Source organism: Oleiphilus sp. HI0080, from assembly GCF_001635135.1.
On the sequence record NZ_LWFU01000420.1, the window covers coordinates 1 to 16,056 of the forward strand.

Consider the following 16,056-nt stretch of genomic DNA (forward strand, 5'->3'; position numbering starts at 1 on the left):
AACTGGCTAACGGTAGAGTATGCGAGGCGTGCTTTGAGGTTGTCCTTAGTCATCGCAATACACGATGAAAGCAAGACGGTCGTTGCTGCGATATATAGCATCACATCAGTCAGCGAAATCTCTTTAAGTTGCTCAAGCCCGAAAATATATATTACGACCTTTAAAACACTAAATACCCCTGCTTTAACAACAGCAACAGCATGGAGTAGAGCACTAACGGGCGTGGGCGCGACCATCGCGGCGGGGAGCCAGCGGTGAAATGGCATAAGTGCCGCTTTACCAATGCCATAACAAAAGAGAACCAAAAGAATACCGAGAATAGGGGCCCCGTCCGCGTTCGCAAATACGCCCCCGGGAGTAAAGTCGAGCGTACCAGCTACCTGCCACGTGCCCAAAATTGCAAGCAACAAAAAGGCAATTGAAGTGCTGATCAAAATACCAAGATATACTCGTCCACCTTGCTTTGCGGCGTCCGTACCTGCATGAGTCACGAGCGGATAGGTCGAAAGCGTAAGTACTTCATAAAAAACAAACAGTGTAAGTAAATTGCCAGAAAAACAAATCGCCATAACCGAGCTAATTGCTAACGCAAAGCAAAAGAAAAACCTTGTTTGATTTTCTTCGTTGTGGCCCCGCATATAGCCAATTGCATAAATCGTGGTTACGGGCCAAAGTGCGCTCGCAACAATTGCAAACACAACACCCAATGGCTCAATATCGAACGACAAACCAATGCCTGGAAATAACTCAACCCAGGTCGTAGACATGGCCTCACCAGCAAAAATGCGCTGCGTGATTTCGAGCACCAATGTGAACAGGATGAATGCGGTCGCAAGAGAGGCGGCCTCGCGCAAATTCGGAATTTTTCCCGTTAACAAAACCAACACGCCACCGATCAGTGGAATCGCAATCGATAGGTTTATAAGGGTTGCGGCGTCAAAGGAACTCCAAAACATTATTGGCCACCTCCAAGCAGCGCTGAACCCTGAGTCAATGCGGAAGCAGCACTCGAAGCGGCGTTGATTGTTAGTTCAGTATCCAAACCAAAATAAATATTCGCCAAAACCAGTACCCACATAGGTAAGAGCATAAGTATTGGGGCTTCCTTAATACTTGAAGCATCGACGCCTTCTGGCAATTTTTGGAAGTAAGCCGCTTCCAGCACGCGACCGATGTACACGACTGCGAACAGCGAGGCTAACAAGACTAAAAACGCGACAATCCAATTGCCTTGCTCTAGTGCGCCAGTCACTAAATACCACTTACTGATAAAACCAACAGTTAACGGAACACCGATAATACTTAAGCCAGCAATAGTAAAGGCGGCCATGGTCCAGGGCATTGCGCGACCAAGCCCGTTAAATGATCGAATTTCAACACTACCTACTCGGTAAAGCACCGCACCAACGGCCATGAATAAAGCGCCTTTCATCAATGCGTGATTGAAAATATGCAAAAGACTTGCGGTTAAACCAGTAATGCTGACGAGGCTGATGCCAAGAACGATATAGCCAATTTGCGCCACACTACTATAAGCGAGTAATGTTTTTACATTGCTTTGAATGGCAGCGGTAAACGAGCATTTGAAAATACCTACGATCGCAAGAGCGAGTAGAATGATACTCATACTCATTTCTTCAAAAACATGCTCCGCGCCAAACACGGTGTATATAAAGCGGATCATGACGTAAACAGCTACTTTTGTCGCTGTTCCAGCCAAGAACGCGGTAACCGCAGAAGGGGCATGGGTATACGCGCCAGGAAGCCACATATGCAAAGGAAAGAGAGCGAGTTTAATACCGACGCCAACCATGATGAAGGCAAGCCCGGTATTGACGGTACGACTGGTCTCGATTGCTTGAAGACGATCTCCAAGATCCAGCATGTTAAGTGTTCCCGTCTTCATATACAGCATGCCTACGCCGATCAGTATGAAGGTCGCGCCAATTGTACCCATCACCAAGTACCGAAATGCGGCAGTCAGGCATCGCCTATCAGAGGCTAAGCTCACGAGGGTGTAGGTCGCGAGAGAAGAAATTTCAAGGAATACGAAAAGGTTAAACGCGTCACCGGTGATCAGTATCCCGGAAAGGCCTGCAAGACATAGCAAGTGCGCCGTGTAATAAAGCGTGTGTTGCCCTTCTTTGATTTCCTTTTCAATGCTAGCGCGTGCATAGATGAGCACCAAGCTAGAAATACCGGATACGGCGAGTAACACAAATGCACTGGCGACATCGATACGCATCTCTATGCCCCAAGGTGGGCTCCAGCCACCCAATGCATAACGAATCGCTCCATTCGCCAGCGTCAACTCCAATAGGCCAATCGCGACAAAAAATGCGGCGATACTCGCACTAGTAGAGAGCAGCCAAGCGAGCGATGAACGTCCTACAAGTATCGCAATTGGCGCCGCTAAAAGGGGAATAAGGACGGGAAGTATAGGAAGGTGTTCTGCGACCATTAGATGACGTCATCCTTGTCTTGAAATTCATTCTCCTCGACTGTTCCATAAGCGCGCTTGATGCGGACAATCAAAGAAAGGCCTACTGAAGTAGTAGCTACGCCCACCACGATGGCAGTGAGTATCAGTACATGCGGCAAGGGGTTCGAATAGACCTCGATCCCCTCGGCAACAATAGGGGCTGAGCCTCCAGAGACTTTTCCCATTGAAATGTAAAGCATAAAGACAGAAGTCTGGAACACGTTTAAACCAACAACTTTTTTAACGAGATTGTTGGCCGAGATGACGATGTAAAACCCTGACATCATCAAAAAAATTACGATCCAATAGTTGTAGTGATCAAACAAAAGGTTCATTGAATGTTCGACCTCTCTGCTTGGCTCGCGAACGCATAAAAAATACTTAACATCACGGCAAAAACGGTGATACCGACTCCTAGCTCTATCACTATAATACCAATGTGCTGACCTGCGACCGGGTCATTAGCAAGCACGTTATAGTCTAGAAAGTTGCCGCCTTTTGCCATGCTAACCAAGCCAACAGACGCGTATAGCAGAACGCCTAATGGCGCTAGCAGCTTTAGAAACTGAGGGCTAACGACGTGGAAGGACATGCGAAGACCAAACACAAGTGCGTACAGGATGAACGCAGCTGCGGCGATTACGCCAGCCTGAAATCCACCGCCAGGGCCGAAATCTCCGTGAAATTGCACGTAAAGTGCGAACAATATAATCAATGGAATGCAAATTTTCGCGACAACACGCAACACCGTATGTGAGACAAGGCCAGCTTCGGGGGCCTTTTCTTCCCGTTTTACTGCCAGCAGGGAAAGCACGCCAATCATGGCGGCGAAGACCACAACAGTTTCGCCTAAAGTGTCGAAGCCTCGGTAGCTCGCCAAGACTGATGTCACCATGTTTGGTAACCCGACTTCTTGCGGAGACTGCTCGATGTAGCGTGGCGCGACATGCTCATGCACCGGATTGTCTGCATGACCAAATGGAGGCATGTCGACGGTGCCATAAATCAGCACAGCGCCTGTTACCAAAACTACTACCAATGGTAAAAATGAAGATTGCGAATTTGTTTTCTCAGTCCGGCCCGTCAGAGCCAGCGTTGAAAGCATGAGTACTGTGGATATTCCTGCCCCCACCGCAGCTTCCGTAAAGGCCACGTCGACCGCGTCGAGACTGACAAAAATAAGCGCAGAAAGAAAACTGTAGATACCAAATAGCATCACTACCGCAAACAGATCTTTTAAAAAGATAATTCTAATGGCCGTGAGCGCAAGCATTCCTAGCAAGACGAGATCAATCAATAATTCCATTAATCTCTCTCCTTAGAGTTTCCATGCGTTTTCTCGGCGATGCTCAGTAGACCACCATGGCGTGCAGATTTGGCAAGGGCGTGTGACGCAGTAGGTGCGGTTAAGAGCAGAAAGAGCAGTATGAATGCAAGTTTGACGGTAACCAATGTGAGTCCAGACTGTAATGCCAGACCAAAAAGAATGAAAATCGCAGATACGGAATCCGTCACGCTCGCAGCATGAACCCGAGTAAAAAAGTCCGGAAAACGAAATAACCCGACGGCGCCGGTCAATCCGAAAAAAACGCCAATTACTAAAAAGGCGCCACTAACTATATCTAAAGCGATCAAGCCAAGTCCCTAATTTATTTGTTGTTTTAATCGAGTGTCGCGGTGTATTCAAAAAACCTCAAAACCGCCACCATGCCGATGAAGTTGATGAGCGCATAAACAATAGCAATATCCAAAAAATCTGGCCGACCATTTAAAAAGCCTACCGCTGCGATGAAGAGCACCGTCTTCGTGCCAAACATATTAACGCCAAGAATTCGGTCATAGACTGTTGGAGCGCTAAACGCACGGGCAAGCGCTAAACCCATGACGACGAGTATCGCAATGCATATTGCAGCCATTAAGGTCATAGTTAAGATTCCTTCTTACCCCAAATTGACGTTATCTTGTTCTCCATGTCACCCTCTTTGAGCTCACCGATTGACGCGCTTTGCAGAGCATGGACAGTAATTTCGTCGTCTTCAAGATCCACGCTTAGCGTTCCTGGCGTTAGAGTGATGGAGTTTGCGTAGAGTACGCGGACTTTATCTGGTACTTGCGCGACTGAAACCTTTGCAAGTGACGGGCTTAGATTCTTGGGGTTGCCCCAAACCAACTTTGTAACATGAACACTAGAGGCAATTATTTGGCCTGTCAGCCAAACAAAGTAACGAGAGATACGCGCACCAGAGGCAACTGGCTTAGGCTCAGAGTCGGTTTGATCCATTCTTTTGAGTACAAATAACACGAGTAGCACTGAAAATACGCCAAACCCAATGATCAAAGGCTGATAAATACCTGACAATAAAAGCCAGAACAGGGCTAGAAGAATTGCCCATTTGAGTAGATGCATTGTAGGAGCCCGAACAAAATTTGTTCTAAGTATAGTTACAAATTAAAAGTGCGCTAGGTCACAAAATAAATCGCACTTGAACGGTCGAAAACCTTAGCCTTAAAACATCAAAGAATAAACTTACGATTTGTTATCTTTATTTTTAATAAGATGGATTGTTTTGACGGCGCAGTGGTTTCAAAATTATCGAAGACTTTGCAATCTGCACGGTTAACATCAGAGCGTGCTAAGAAAACACACGCTATCCGGCAAGGCCTAGGAAAGACCGTTTGCTGATCTTTCAAGGTCCAGTGGTGGAGTCAATCGGCTCAATGTTTGAATGAAGCCCCATTAATGCAGCCCCATTGTTGCACCGTGTACAGCATAGTTTGCTAGAGGCTTAAGCGCGTTGATCAATAATCTGATCGAACCCACCCCTGTCAGTGCCGCGCAATGCGCATGCGCTCCTTTAAACGTTTTTGTTGAATTACGCGACGTTCGATTGCTGCTGAGCAGAAAATTGAACGGCATCTAAGTCCGCCATATTAGGCTCTGCCATTTCCTCGACCCATTTTGCCCAAGTGTAGGGCCAAAGAATCGGATCACCATCCGCATCGAGGTACCAGCTTTGACAACCACCAACCCATGCCGTTCCTTTAAGCCCCCGTTTTACGTAGTCATTAAATCGTGTGATCGCTTCGGGTTTTGGCTCAAGCTCGTCAAACTCGTTTTCGCGCCATTTATTGATGAGCTTCAAAACATAATCGCCTTGAACCTCGCTCATTGCGATCACAGAGAAGTTACCGATTGGCGTATTGGGACCAAGCATAAGAAAGAAGTTAGGGAAGTGGGGTAAAAGCATCGATCGATACGCTTTCACAGAATGCGCCCACGCATCATTAATATGGAGACCATCTTTCCCCGTCATGTTCATAGGGCGCATAAAGCTTAATGGTTTAAAACCGGTTGATAGAACCAAAACATCGAGCTTATGCAAAACGCCATCTGTTGTGAGTACACCTGCGGGCGTAATCCGGTCGATGCGCTCCGTAACAAGATGGGCGTTGTCTTTTTGGATGGCTGGATAAAAAGTGGTGTTCACAATGACGCGCTTACAACCTACTTGATAATTTGGTCTAAGTTTGTCTCGCAACGCTTTGTTTTTAATGCTTAATCTAAGATTCGACTTGCACGCCCATTCTAGAATTTTCTTTTGGATGGGATGACCTGTGACCGCTTTGGTAAACATATGCTCCATAAAGAAGATCGCGAAGCGGCGCATAAACCTGTGGATAAACCCGAAGCGATTGAAAAGACGCTTAGCTTTGTCGCTAATGTTGAAGTCCTTGAGCGGCAATACCCACTGCGGTGTTCGTTGAAAAACCGTGACCTCTGCGCCACTGTTTACGAGCTCAGGGATAGCCTGCGCCGCTGTTGATCCTGTACCGATAATCCCAACGCGCGATCCGCTTCCAGTGTTTACCGAATGGTCCCATTCCGCAGTATGAAATGTACTGCCTTCGAAAGTGTCCAAACCCTCGATCTCAGGGTAGGCGGGATGATGAAGAATCCCCGTAGCAGAAATCACGAAGTCAAAAACGTAGTCCTTATTCTGAACCGTTTTTACATACCATTTACCAGCGTCATAAACGGCGTCCGATACCGCTTCATTGAAATGAATGTGCTGCCGAATATCATATTTGTCGGTTACGTGTTCAAAATACGCTTTTATCTCTGGACCACGAGCGAAGAAGTTGCTCCAGTTAGGGTTCGGCTCAAAGGAATAGGTATACATGTGTGAAGGCACATCACAGGCAACACCCGGGTAGGTATTTTCCCTCCAGGTACCGCCAATCTCATCTTTCTTCTCGAAGACCACAATATCGGTTATGCCAATATCGCGTAACTTTTTTACCATCAAAATGCCGGTCATACCCGCGCCTATGACGCAAACTGCTGGATTTCGCTTCATACTGTGTACCACTACGTTTTTGAAGCATATGACTCTAAGCCGAAACAAGTGAGCGAGGAATGCTGAAAATAAGACGTTATTTATGATTTTTGGACAGCACCAAGCCTGCGATGAATTAATCCTGCATTCGGCATGGTACGTAAGACATACGAATGCATATGGGTGATCCTGAAAATTAGCTTACAGTTATAAGCATTAATGATCGCCTGAATGCAAATAGGTGCTAAAATTCGCCTGTCAAAGGTTTAAAGCAAAAGCGCTCCCATCTCTGAGTGCAGCGATTTTCTCAAAAGGAATCAAATAATGGATGTTGTCATCATTGGGGCTGGCATTATGGGCGTCACCTTCGCCAATATTGCCAAGACAATCGACCCAAATCTGAAGATTACTGTCATAGAACGCCTTGATCAGGCCGCGGGCAGTAATTCAAGTGTGTTTAACAACGCAGGAACGGGCCACGAGGCAAACTGCGAACTCAACTACACACCGGTTGATGAAGAGGTGATTAGCGTTGAAAAGGCGTTGACCATCCACGCGCAATTCAACGTGGCTAAACAGTATTGGGCTTATCTTGTAGAAAAGGGCATCGTTAAAGATCCCTCAACCATAATTAACCCTACGAAACACTGCACTCTCGTTAACGAAGACAGCATTAGCCTTTTGCATATGCGGTATAAGGAGATGGCAAGTCACCATTTTTTCGACGAAATGGAGCTATCTGAAGATTTCGACAAAATCAAAGAATGGCTGCCGCTTGCAATGGATGGCCGACCGCGCGATCAGAAAATGGCGGCAACCATGGTTGACCATGGCACTGACGTAAACTTTGAAGCCATCACGCGAGAGCTTGCCGCGTATATGAAAAACGAGCAGGGCGTCAATTTCGAATACAATACGCACGTTGGCCGTGTTCATAAAAGCCCTTCTGGCACATGGTTAATCGAGTGTAAGCAGGGAGATAAAGACGTCCAGTTTCGCGCAGACAAGCTGTTCGTCGGTGCCGGTGGCGGGGCCTTTCCAATCTTAAAAGCAAGCCATTTACCTATGGCTCGACGCTTCTCCGGTTTCCCCGTTGGGGGCCGCTTCCTTCTCACTGAGATCGATGAAAAAACAGCCAAAGAATATGACGCTAAAACGTATGGCAAGGCCGCCGTTGGTGCGCCACCAATGTCTGTTCCTCATCTAGATTTACGCGCTGCTGATGGCAAGCATTATCTACTGTTTGGGCCCTTTGCGACGTTTTCACCGATCTTGGAAAAGGGAAGGGGGATTATCGAGTTTATTCGTATGATTCACCTTCACGATATTCCAAACCTGCTAAATGTTGCGAAAGAGCATTTCCCGCTGGTTTCCTACTTGTTTAAAGAAACATTCAAAGGAAAAAGCGCGATGCTTGAAACTTTGGAGGAGTTTGCGCCTGGATTAAGTACCCGTTTTGATTGGCAAGTTTCGCAGGCAGGTCAAAGGGTACAGATTATCAAAGACGGTGACCTTCAAATGGGTACCGAAATCATCGTTAATGAGGATCAGACCTATGGCACCTTGCTTGGCGCGTCGCCCGGTGCATCCGTCTCTCCTGAGGTGATGTTGCGCTGTGTAGAGCAAATGTTTCCAAAGCTCGTAAAAAAGGAAGAGAGCAAGAAGGCGCTCAAGGATATGTTTGAAGAGCCCGATTTAGACGCGTTAATTGACGACGCAGATAAATATCGTGAGATACGAAACCGCGTAGACGCCATTCTTAAAGTGCGACCGGCTCGTAGCAACTAGACGCTAACACTGTTAACAATCGAGTAGGTTTAAGGGCGCATTTTCATGCGCCCTTTTGCGTTGGACTCTGTCGATAGGCGCATATATAAGCCTATTTCTTAAGCCGCTCCAAACTCTTTACAGCGGCAATATCCAAACAATCAATACCAGTTATTTCCTCCTAAATTTAAAAAATGCGACGAACATCCAATGTCGAATTTCGCCACAAAGCTAACATAATGCGCTCACGTACAAGCAGTCATTCCGCAGTACCGAATGTTGTGCATCGATAGCAATAAAAATAAAAGGCATACGATGATGCAATGGATTAAAAGTAAAACCTTTTTCAGTAGTATTTTATTTACAGGCTTGCTCATGCAGAGTGCAGCCGCAAACGCGTTTTGTTGGTGGTGGCAGGATTGCACGGCTTACAAAACACAAAACCCAATCGTGCTTGTTCATGGTCTTTCCGGCTTTGATAGCATTCTCGGTATCGATTACTTTTATGGCGTTAAAAGCGAACTAGAAGAGCGTGGCGCAAAGGTCTATATCCCTAATGTCACATCTTGGGAAGATGGTTATGTACGCGGCGAGCAGCTGCTTGCATATCTTGAGGAACTCAAGGCGATTACCGGGGCTCAAAAGTTCAACTTGATTGGCCATAGTCTTGGTTCACCAACAAGCCGTTATGTTGCTGGCGTTCGCCCAGATTTGGTTGCGTCGGTTACATCTGTCAATGGTGCAAATAGCGGTTCCGGTTTTGCTGATGCGGCGCGCGGTATCGTTCCGGTCGGTGGTGGCACGGAAGCGCTGATCGAAGGTGCCCTGAATTTCTTGGGTAACATTATCGATGCACTTTCAGGTAACCCAGACTACGCGCAAGACGCGCTAGGTGCAGTGACATTCCTTACCACACCGGGTGCGGAGCAGTTCAATAACCTATTCCCAGCAGGACGTCCCACAAGTTACTGTGGCGAAGGCGCGAGCGTTGTTAATGGCATTCGTTACTATTCCTGGGGTGGCGATTGGATTGCCACAAACGCATTAGATATCTCTGATCCATTTTTACTGTTTACTGGTGCTACGATGATTGGCCAGGAAAACGACGGTTTAGTGGGACAATGTCAACAGAATTGGGGTGATGTTATTTCTACAGATTACAACCTCAACCACCTTGATGGCGTGAACTTGTTCTTCGGGCTGTCTAATTTGTTTGAAGTTGACCCAGTGGTTCTCTTTGAGAATCATGCACGTCGCTTAAAGGCCGCAGGCTTGTAAGCTGAACGTTAGAGGGGGGGCTGTTGCCCTCCTTTATTTTGTAATTGATCTTACCAGGCATCAACCTATGCTTAAACGCACATCCGCAGTGATGGCCATCAGTGTCGTCGTTTTTAGTTGCCTTGCCGTATGGCATTGGAGCAAACCTCCTGCTGTTGATGTAGTTGAGAATCGTTCCGATATCTTGACCGTAACCAAAGATCTATCGTCGAGCGAGCCGATAAAAATACCCCATGACGATCAATCATCGCAATTACCTTACACCTCTCGCCACGGCGCACTTGTTAGTTCGCTGAAAGGTATTTACTTCGATAGAGATTTGGCCGTTGACGAACAGGGAAATCTGCGGATTTCTTCTGATATTAAGGACGTGTTTGATTTTTTCTTTTCTGCGATCGAAGAAGAAGAGCTCGATGTTGTTCTCGCTCGCATCGAAGAATACTTAAACTACAAACTTGAAGATCCCGCGCTTACTCAAGCGCTCAAAGCACTTGCGGATTATGTCGATTACAAGGCGGCAGTTTATGATTTAGAGGCGGCATTTTCAGAGAAAATCGCTTCGTTTTCAGCAACAGGTCAGCAAGTAAGCCTCGGTGGCGAGTATCTGTCACTCGTCAAAGAGCGCTTGGAGCTGGTAAAGCAACTCCGCCAAGAACATTTAAGCGTTGAGTTGCATGAGGCCTTTTACTCGGAGCGCGAACAATACGACGACTATATGCTACAAAAACTTCAGATTAACGCTGACCCTGCGCTGAGCCCTTCGCAGAAACAAGCATCGCTGAAAATCCTTGATTCTCAGATGCCCAGAGCGTTTATAGAGAGCCGTCAGTCGGCAAACCCCGTGGCTTTGCTTAGGGAGGCTACGCAGAGCGCATCCGAATCTGACCCTGAAGCACTTTATGTTCAGCGTGTTTCTACGGTGGGCGAGCCAGCGGCTCAAAGACTTTCAGAACTGGATGCAGAGCGTGCCAAGTGGACGAGTAGATATAATGACTACAGCGTTAAACGGGATGCGATCATCGGAAACACCGGGCTGGACAAAGAATCACAGCTAAACGAAATCAACGTACTCAGACAACAGCTATTCAGCGAAACAGAGCAGGTGAGAGTGGCATCACTCGATCAGATTAATAACGTTTTTTAGTATCGCTCGTGAATCGCAATCCCTTGATATGCCTTGAGTTTTTGGAGGGCGTCTTCGGAGCCAGACTCGGCCATTCGCGCGTAATGCTGAATGAGCGAATGCAAGTACCGGCAGGCGATCTCTTTTTGTCTCATGTCGACTGGACACCAGATATCCTCACCTGTTTCGCTTATTGGGCGGAGCGAATCGCTTTCCTGTGCGGTGCGATTATCCAACAGGTCGTTGTCTCTCGCCGCTGATGCGCAGGTCGCGCCTTCGAAATCGAGAGCTTTGTCATTGTCACCGTCCTTTCTTGAGCCGTTTTCAGCTTGGTAGGATACGAGCACCACCTCATAAATACGGCGATTCTCTTCGACCAAGACTTCGCGCTTTAAGTTGCAGCCAAGACGTCTAAGCGCCCTACGAAGAGTGTAATGGTGTCGTATCGGACAAAGTAAAAAGTCAACTTCGAGCTTTGAGGGGCCGCCATCGATGCCTCGTATAAGTGCGCTTACGATGTCGCTAGTTAGATCTCCGCCGACGCCGGCGATCACGAACAGATGTTTTCCATTCAACGCCGAGATATCGATTGTGGCCGCATCGAGACAGTGAGCATACCATTTGCTTTCGATGGGGCTCGTCGCTTGATGCGTTTGCAACTTGTGCTTCACTTGTTCGATTAGTGCTTGGGATACATCGACAAAGTGAATGTGAGGCGCAGCCTTCCGATCAAGAAGGCGCATCCCAAGTAAACCGTGATCACAGCAACAATCCCAGATATGGGTGTACTCAGACAAGATAAACTGGTCAATCGTCGATAGGCGATTTCCTAATTTTTTACCTGTATTGAGTTTTGTCTCAGTGTTTTTACTCAAGCTCATATTACTACCATATAGGCAAAGTGCGTGGTCTTAAATTTAGGTTCACGAAGCGGAACCGTGGATTTTCCGTTAATAATTGTACTGTTTACAAAAAACAGATATGCCAACTCAGTTTATCGCGCGGGTTGTGCTAAAGTTGCGCGTAATTTTTTAGATTCAAAGGAGCCCTTATCATGGGTCAGGAAAATAAGATTAATGTATTAGATGCCTCATGGTTAGCGTTGGACTCTGAAGATACGCCAATGCATGTTGGTAATTTGCAGATCTTTTCGTTACCAGACGGTGCTCCCGAAACCTTTTTGCGCGATGATGTTGCACGAATGAAAGCGGCCTCGAGTCTCGTATCTCCTTGGAATAAGAAGCTCGCAAAGCCAAGCCGCCTTGGACGAATGATCGCGCCGTCATGGGTCGTCGATAAAGATATTGACCTTGATTACCATATTCGGCATTCGGCGTTACCAAAACCGGGTGGCGAACGTGAGCTTGGTATCCTAGTGTCGCGGCTGCACTCTAACAGAATGGACTTTAAGCGTCCCCTCTGGGAGTGTCACGTTATTGAGGGGCTAGAGAACGATCGCTTCGCAATCTATACAAAAATGCATCATTCATTAATTGACGGGATTAGTGGAGTAAGACTGCTCCAGAGAACGCTGTCTGATTCGCCAGATGACGTCAACATGGCGCCACCTTGGTCAATCGCGCCGCCGAAGCGGAAAAAAAGCGGGGAGTCAGAGGGCATTCCCACATGGCAAGGCGCGGTCGAGCAGGCGATTGATGCGATAAAAGAGCAAGCTTCCAACACGCCACAGTTAGTGACAGCCTTAGCGAAGCTCGTTAGTTCATCGGTCCAAGATCGACAAGAGCTAGCTGCTCCCTTCGTAGGACCAAATTCGATCATCAATGGTCGAGTACAACCCGCTCGCCGTTTTGCGACTCAACAGTACACACTTGATCGCATCAAAGCGCTTGCAGAAGCGGCCGACGCTTCGCTGAACGACATCGTGCTCTACTTATGCGGTACTGCATTGCGGCAATTTTTGCTTGAAAAAGAAGCGCTTCCCGATCATCCGCTAACGGCCGGTATACCTGTCAATATCCGACCTGCAGATGACGATGGCACAGGCACAGCCATTAGTTTTATGATCGCAAGTTTAGCCACCGATCAAGCGGACCCTTTAAAACGCCTCGCTACCATAAAAGAGTCAACTCGTATCGCGAAGGCGCATTTGCAAAGCTTGCCCAGAGCATCGTTAACGCAATACACGATGTTAATGATGGCCCCTTATTCTCTGCAGCTCTTGACCGGTTTAGGCGGACGCATGCGACCCGCGTTTAACATCACGATCTCCAATGTCCCAGGACCAAAAGACACGCTTTATTATAATGGCTCTAAGCTTGAAGCAATGTATCCAGTATCGTTGATTGCACATGGTGGTGCTCTGAATATTACCTGCCTTAGCTATGACGGTTCTTTGAACTTTGGGTATACCGGCTGTCGTGACTCATTGCCAAGCATGCAAAACCTCGCCGTGTTCTCAGGAGCAGCGCTGGACGAACTAGAAGCGCTCGTGAGAAAGCCCGCGCCAAAACCACGGAAGCGCAAAGCACCGCGTAAGACGAAGGTGGATGCGAAATAACGTTCGTTTATTAGCAAAGACTTGGTTGCCGTTCGGGTGAAATCAATAGGACTTAAACGGCAACCATGATGCAGCGCGTTGTGGTTTGTGCGTTTACTGAGAAGCGATACTGGCATAAGCCGGCGATGGCGTTTGTTCGGGTTTAGACAGACCTGTTTCGCCAACCAATAGCTCTTGTGTGTCTGCCCAATGCCATAGTTGAAACTCTCCTTGTTTCGTCTCAAATAGAACGGAACAATGCTCGACCCAGTCACCGTCATTCATATACAGCGCAGCGCCATGGAAGCACATTTGCCAGTGATGGATGTGCCCGCATATAAATCCATCTACTTGCTGCTCAATGGCTCGATGCGCCGCCAGCTTTTCGTACTTTTCGATGAAGACCTGCGCGGAGCCGATACGCTTCTTGACCGAGCGCGCAAGAGACCAGTAGGGTTTTCCAATCCCTCGACGAATCGCGTTTACTAGCGTATTAATCTTCAGTAAAAACTCATGCGATATGTCGCCTAGCCAATTCAGCCACGGTGCGCATTGAAGTAAGGTATCAAACTCGTCCCCGTGACTGACCAAAAACGTTCGTCCATCCAGGCTTTTGTAATGACTGTGGTTGGCGACGCGAATCGAGCAGATGGTTTGTCCATTAAAGCGACGTATCAGTGCATCGTGATTACCGGGAATGTACACCACGTCAACGCCGGCCTGCGCCATAGCGACAATGCGCGCGATGACAGCTTGATGTAGCGCGGGAAACTGGGCACGTTTTCTGAGTGCAAGCAAATCAACGATGTCTCCAACCAGGAAAAGCTGCTCGCATTCGATACGTTGGAGCATATCGAGTAGGTACTTCGCTTGGCATGCACTGGTTCCTAAATGTACGTCAGATATAAAAACGCTTCGCACTTTTACGGGTGTTGCTGACATGACAGCTCTCCTCCTGTTTAGTGACAAGAATAGGCTAGGGTTGTCATGTATCGATTAGGTGAATACGTGATGAAGCTTTGATGACAGTTACAGGTGAAAAGCGCAGGACCCGAACCGAGAAATCAGTACTGTCTAACGATTTGCAGACTTAATTTCTAACTGACGAAAACAGTGAAGGGAAAGTACGCAGGGAATGTACGGAGGGAAAGTACGGAGTGTGTAGCTTGTACACTAAACGGGTGAGAAGTGTATGACACTTCGCTGCCGGCGTCTGCTGACAGTCGAAGTGCCGTTATACTCAACGTAGCGTTTGTTAACCGCTATTGCTTGACGATATCGATGCTAAAAAATGTTGTAGTCCCGCTCACTTCATTTCCAACAATCAGCATCGCATCTCCCGTTGGGCTATCTTCCTCAGACACAAATTTGATTGATTCTGGCCCAAGATCACCCACATCTGCCAAGTCCGCTTCCGGATCGGCAATGTCGAAATCGCGTTCATTGATATATTGAACAAAGTTTGCTGATTCGGGGGTCGTGATGTCGTAAACCATGATGCCGCCAACACGCTCAAGACCAATGAAAGCGTAAACCCGATTGTTGATTGCGCCAATCTCGATTGCCTCAGGCTCTGGGCCTTTATCGTCAGAGCGATCGTCGCCTTCGTTATCGTCGTTGCTCGCATTGAAATTCTCACCCAAGCGGTTCGCGGTGATGACTTCAAAGTCGCTGCCAGAATCGTAGAGAAGCGCGCCCGATTCTCCATCCCAGATAGAGAAAGATCGCGCGCCGTAAGAATAGAGCGCCTCATAAGTGCAATCTGCGGCAGGTTGTCCCGTTGTCGCTAGAGATGCACATGCGCCGCTAACGCCCATGTCGGTCATTACTTTTAAACGACCGAGTTGATCACTATCTTCGAAGTCTGCGCCTGCAAGGCCAACAAGGTCTGCATCAAAGCTTGCTCCGGTGGATGCGATATCCTTGATACGAATTTCATCTAAATAATGAAAGCAATCACCGTCATCGAAATCGATACCGCCTTGAGCCGCACAATCGCCGGCATCGTTCGCGTCCGTCAGATACTCGCGACCATCACCCTCATTGGCAGTAACTAAATAGGTCTTACCGTTAAACTCATATGCATCCGCAGAGTCTGGCATAAACACACCATAAACAGGGACGTTGCGAATATTGATGCCATTATCTTTATTGCTTGGGTCAATCTCGTTACCAGGAATTAGGTAATTTTTGTATCCCAGTCCCTGAACTGCGCTTAGCGCTTTCTTTTCAAGATCTATGATGGCAATGGCATTGTTCTCCTGAAGGATCACAAATGCTGTCTTGCTATCCCCTGATACCGCGACATATTCAGGCTCAAGATCTTGCGACACGCTTGCAGCTTTGCTTGAAATTCGTACTTCGTTCGTTAGGGTCTTGCTCCCGCCACTATTGAATTCAGAGAACGTTACCTGGGTGACATCACTTGGCGTAAGCGACCCAGCTCCGCCAGAGACGTCGATAATTGTGACACTGCCCTCTGGATCAACGGAGTAGTCGCCATTTGGCTCTCCTTCATTTGCCGCGATAACGGTGTTGCCATCAGGGGTAAATGTCACCATGTCGGGCAAGG

Annotated in this window: 15 protein-coding genes; 4 read left to right on the forward strand and 11 right to left on the reverse strand. The window is 47.6% G+C overall.

All coding sequences use genetic code 11. The features are described 5' to 3' along the window. From A3751_RS07865 to A3751_RS07900, 8 genes are all read right to left on the reverse strand, one after another. Positions 1 to 956: proton-conducting transporter membrane subunit (locus A3751_RS07865; protein WP_304439013.1), on the reverse strand; the 956-nt coding region annotated here is incomplete at its 3' end. Further along, entirely contained in the window at positions 956 to 2,461 is a 1,506-nt protein-coding gene (locus A3751_RS07870) for a monovalent cation/H+ antiporter subunit D family protein (RefSeq protein ID WP_068454062.1), read from the reverse strand. The genes A3751_RS07865 and A3751_RS07870, both read right to left, overlap by 1 nt. Continuing rightward, positions 2,461 to 2,817, reverse strand: a complete 357-nt coding sequence (locus tag A3751_RS07875; protein ID WP_068454065.1) for a cation:proton antiporter subunit C — start codon at positions 2,815 to 2,817, stop codon at positions 2,461 to 2,463. The genes A3751_RS07870 and A3751_RS07875 overlap by 1 nt, the downstream gene beginning before the upstream one ends. Continuing rightward, on the reverse strand, positions 2,814 to 3,788 hold the full coding sequence (locus A3751_RS07880; RefSeq protein WP_082863118.1) for a DUF4040 domain-containing protein: 975 nt from the start codon (positions 3,786 to 3,788) through the stop codon (positions 2,814 to 2,816). Before A3751_RS07880 ends, A3751_RS07875 begins: the two co-directional genes overlap by 4 nt. After that, positions 3,788 to 4,117, reverse strand: coding sequence for a monovalent cation/H(+) antiporter subunit G (gene mnhG, locus A3751_RS07885; protein ID WP_156492327.1), 330 nt, complete (start codon positions 4,115 to 4,117; stop codon positions 3,788 to 3,790). Before mnhG ends, A3751_RS07880 begins: the two co-directional genes overlap by 1 nt. Before the next feature lie 26 nt (positions 4,118 to 4,143). Further along, positions 4,144 to 4,407, reverse strand: a complete 264-nt coding sequence (locus A3751_RS07890) for a monovalent cation/H+ antiporter complex subunit F (protein WP_068454069.1) — start codon at positions 4,405 to 4,407, stop codon at positions 4,144 to 4,146. Between the two features lie 2 nt (positions 4,408 to 4,409). Beyond that, complete coding sequence (locus A3751_RS07895) at positions 4,410 to 4,889, reverse strand: Na+/H+ antiporter subunit E (protein ID WP_068454071.1); 480 nt, start codon at positions 4,887 to 4,889, stop codon at positions 4,410 to 4,412. Between the two features lie 466 nt (positions 4,890 to 5,355). Further along, a complete protein-coding gene (locus A3751_RS07900; RefSeq protein WP_068454074.1) occupies positions 5,356 to 6,840 on the reverse strand; it encodes an NAD(P)/FAD-dependent oxidoreductase in 1,485 nt (494 codons plus the stop codon). Between the two features lie 303 nt (positions 6,841 to 7,143). Here A3751_RS07900 and A3751_RS07905 point away from each other — a divergent pair, with 303 nt between their 5' ends. The 3 genes from A3751_RS07905 to A3751_RS07915 all read left to right on the forward strand — a co-directional run bounded on the left by A3751_RS07905 (position 7,144) and on the right by A3751_RS07915 (position 11,008). Then, entirely contained in the window at positions 7,144 to 8,607 is a 1,464-nt protein-coding gene (locus A3751_RS07905) for a malate:quinone oxidoreductase (protein ID WP_068454077.1), read from the forward strand. A gap of 294 nt (positions 8,608 to 8,901) precedes the next feature. Beyond that, positions 8,902 to 9,864, forward strand: a complete 963-nt coding sequence (locus A3751_RS07910; protein ID WP_231871808.1) for a triacylglycerol lipase — start codon at positions 8,902 to 8,904, stop codon at positions 9,862 to 9,864. Positions 9,865 to 9,931: 67 nt separating this feature from the next. Continuing rightward, positions 9,932 to 11,008, forward strand: coding sequence for a lipase secretion chaperone (locus tag A3751_RS07915; RefSeq protein WP_082863119.1), 1,077 nt, complete (start codon positions 9,932 to 9,934; stop codon positions 11,006 to 11,008). Here the strand turns inward: A3751_RS07915 and A3751_RS07920 are convergent. After that, positions 11,005 to 11,868, reverse strand: coding sequence for a tRNA (adenine(22)-N(1))-methyltransferase TrmK (locus A3751_RS07920; protein ID WP_068454083.1), 864 nt, complete (start codon positions 11,866 to 11,868; stop codon positions 11,005 to 11,007). The two genes, A3751_RS07915 and A3751_RS07920, sit on opposite strands and share 4 nt — an antisense overlap. A gap of 173 nt (positions 11,869 to 12,041) precedes the next feature. On the opposite strand from A3751_RS07920, the gene A3751_RS07925 reads away from it, so the two are divergent. Next, positions 12,042 to 13,505 carry a wax ester/triacylglycerol synthase family O-acyltransferase gene (locus A3751_RS07925; protein ID WP_068454086.1) on the forward strand — a complete coding sequence of 488 codons (1,464 nt, stop codon included), beginning with the start codon at positions 12,042 to 12,044 and terminating at the stop codon, positions 13,503 to 13,505. 93 nt (positions 13,506 to 13,598) lie between these two features. Here A3751_RS07925 and A3751_RS07930 read toward each other — a convergent pair whose 3' ends face one another. Together A3751_RS07930 and A3751_RS22700 are read right to left on the reverse strand one after the other, a co-directional pair. Continuing rightward, complete coding sequence (locus tag A3751_RS07930) at positions 13,599 to 14,426, reverse strand: UDP-2,3-diacylglucosamine diphosphatase (protein ID WP_068454089.1); 828 nt, start codon at positions 14,424 to 14,426, stop codon at positions 13,599 to 13,601. A gap of 320 nt (positions 14,427 to 14,746) precedes the next feature. Continuing rightward, on the reverse strand, positions 14,747 to 16,056 hold a 1,310-nt coding region (locus A3751_RS22700; RefSeq protein ID WP_197466233.1), incomplete at its 5' end, for a choice-of-anchor I family protein.